We start from the raw sequence: 3,047 nt of genomic DNA, 5'->3' as shown, positions 1-3,047 counted from the left end.
CACTTAGGTATAGCCAATTGCTGAGGTTTTTGCGCTACCGTTTATCGGGTTTTGGGTGTCCTATTTTTTCCTTTTCCTATTTTTTCCCATCCAACAAACAGCTCTTATTAAGGTATGGCAAAACTCCCTTTTAATGCCAGATCGAGCGTCGAATTATGGATTCCAGGATTAGGATTAGCGTCCCAAATTAGCGGTGTGAAGCTTCTCGTGGGCCACCTGAAAGCATAAAGTTAGTGCCAGTGTTCCCGTAAGAGTGATATTATTACTGGCTATCGAGGTGGTCGAGTAAGTGAAGGCATCTCATAATATACAATTTTAAACCTATTTAAAGGAATGTTTCCGTGAATAAATTTTGGAATACTACAGCACTTGCTAGCGCTCTACTATTTTCAGGTCATGCCATTGCGCAAGATAATTTAGCCGACGATTTTTATGCTCATTGGTTTATGGGCTTAAATCTAGGTAGTACGTCTGTGGGCTCCAATACGGGCGCGCAGAACTTTAAATTCATCACTGCAGGCGTATCATTTGGTTACCAGTTTTCGGAAAACTTTAATAGTGAGTTGCTGCTCATTGTTCCTGTAGCAGGAAAAAAAGATGAATTTATTTCTGACTTGTTAGGTACAACAGTAGACGCTGAATACTCGTCCTATGGTTTATTTTTTAATGCAAAAACTAGCGGTAATCTCTACGCAAAGGGACGTATAGGGTTGGCAAGCTCGCAATTTAGTTATTCCGCTGACGATTACACAGAAGAAAAAAATTCTGACATTGGCTTAGCCTATGGCATAGGTGGTGGTTATGGGAAGGGTCAATATAGCTACGAATTGGAATATATTGTTATGCCGGATGTTGATGACCCACTCTTTCAGGATGAAAGCTATAGTGCAAAAACTATTACAGCCACTATCGCATTTCGATTTTAATTACAGATTAGACATAAAAAATGGGCTTTAAAGCCCATTTTTATTATTGGTACTTCACTTTCAATTCTGTTGGAAACTCATCAAAAGGTCGTGTGGTAGCAGGGCTAAGCTCTTCCCACATCACGCCCATATCGGCAGAGGCCATAACCCGTCCATCCTCACAAAGTGCTAGCACTTGCTGATCTGTGGATGCGCTAGGCGATAGCTCTTTACATGCGATCGGCAAATCCCCAACTTTCACCCATTTGATGCCATTGTCAGTGCTTTTCATAACAGGTACTGTTTCCGCATCAGAGCGTACCCCCGTCCAAAAGTTAAATGTCGATGACTTGTCCGTGCGTAACGTTACTCCATTTTTAGCTCGATAAATGCGGTAATAAATCGGCTTAGCATAAGCCTTCCAAGTCTTACCGCTATCATTACTGTATAAAGGCTTACCGTATCCACTCCAAGCATTGGAAGGCGCCGCGATGATTAATCCATTGCCCTGCTCATCTAAGCGAGCCAAGTTTGCAAATTTTTCTTTGGTCCACACCTTCTTTTTGAAGTCATAAGTATGCTGCTTGGCGTCAACATACAAACGTAATGCACGCTCATCAACTAAGACAATTGGGTTGGTAACAGTATTCATAAAAAATGAATCTTTCCGTTCATGTTTACCAATATTATCGAGTGTGCCTGTTGATACAGTGTAGATATAAAACTTAAATACTCTATTTTTTAGTATCGCCAAATAAAATTGATCATCATTGATTTTGTGTAAATCATATACATGATCAAGTGGTTGAAGAGCATCTAATGTTTTTAATAATTTACCCTGATGATCCAGCAGTGTGAGAGAACCCATTTCGCCGCCAACGACTAATGTAGAGTCATTCAGTTCGATTAAGTCGTGTACTACTTCCTGCGTTACGTTAGCCTGCCAAGTATTTACTGATTTTGACAAACCTAAGCGCCCAGTTAATAAAAGGGCATCACCTATGCGATGTATTTTTTTTGCAGAAGCTGATTCGACAATTTTTTCATAAGTCAATTTTCTCTGCTCAGAGGAATCATCATTTATCCATGTATTAGAAATTGCATCTGTAAACCCATAGCGTTTAAACGCATCTGTATACTCGCTTTTTAATCGAGGTAATAAATCTTTATTATCGATGCGTGTGATAGCATAATCTGGAAGAGTTGTAGATTGTAATGAGCGAGATTGAAAGGGGTGATAAATGATTTTCCCCAAATCTGTTACTTGGCCAGCTTTAACCTCAAAGGAGCCGATTGCTGTCGGTACAATTGCTTTAGCCCAATAACTAGTGTCGCCCTGCTGCTTAAAAGCCCATAGCAGCCCAACTTTATAGTGGCCTGCTGGCACTACCCCCATATATTGTTGAGCCTCCGAACTGCGCGTTAATGCCTTAACTTTAAATGTTTTTTCTTCATCTTTAAGCGTCTCACCCTCTTTTTCGATACGCCATAAAACTAGTTCATCCCACGCCTCAAGTGGGCCCGTAATGCGCCCACTATTAGTCAATGTCTCTGCGACAATAGCGCCATCTGTCGCTTTCACTTGAATGCCAACTGTACTTTCAATAGATGCTTGAGGAACTGTTGTGCAGCCCACAAGTGATAAAATTGTGACAACGAATATGCCGATTAAAACCTGTGTCATTTAACTCTCCTAGATTTACTCATTACATTAACTCTCTTAAAAGGCACTTGTAGTCCTGATTGAAGGCGAATTTAATAAAAATCCCTTTATTGCACTAAAAATTTATTCTCGCTTCAAACGCTTCGCTTAAGCTAACAGAGCTCACAGGACATCCATACCCATTATTCCTACTGAAAATTTACATAAACTATCGTAAAATAAATGAAGACCTTTAACAGGAGCGTGTTTTGAAGAAAAAATTGCCGCAAACTTATTACAATCAGCGTAGCGACTGAGGCTGCCTACCTAATAAGAGGGTATGATATCAGTTTTAGCAGGCGAAATAATAGACTAACAGCCAAATAATCGGCGTGCAGCGCCAAGGCCCTTCACCCAACATTGCTCTAGCTTTTCGGCGCAGGGTTTTATAGCATCGCCGCGACCAATACAGTGATGAAAGTCCTTTTCGATACGCGGCA

2 protein-coding genes are annotated in these 3,047 nt (G+C 40.6%); one reads left to right on the top strand and one right to left on the bottom strand.

Annotated features, from left to right (window positions below; genetic code table 11):
• The first annotated feature begins 341 nt into the window (after window positions 1-341).
• Window positions 342-926, top strand: coding sequence for a hypothetical protein (locus AC3A8L_RS20845; RefSeq protein ID WP_487964202.1), 585 nt, complete (start codon window positions 342-344; stop codon window positions 924-926).
• Between the two features lie 43 nt (window positions 927-969).
• Here the strand turns inward: AC3A8L_RS20845 and AC3A8L_RS20840 are convergent, their stop codons facing one another.
• The gene (locus tag AC3A8L_RS20840; protein WP_487964201.1) at window positions 970-2,589 is read right to left on the bottom strand and encodes a hypothetical protein; all 1,620 of its coding nucleotides are present in this window, start codon (window positions 2,587-2,589) and stop codon (window positions 970-972) included.
• Window positions 2,590-3,047 lie beyond the last annotated feature (458 nt).

The organism is Marinagarivorans sp. (assembly GCF_982758155.1).
This window is presented reverse-complemented; position numbering and strand designations above follow the sequence as displayed.

What these genes read in the sequence shown, in the direction of transcription:
- AC3A8L_RS20840 (WP_487964201.1), bottom strand. Translation starts at nt 2,589, where the DNA reads ATGACACAGGTTTTAATCGGCATATTCGTTGTCACAATTTTATCACTT.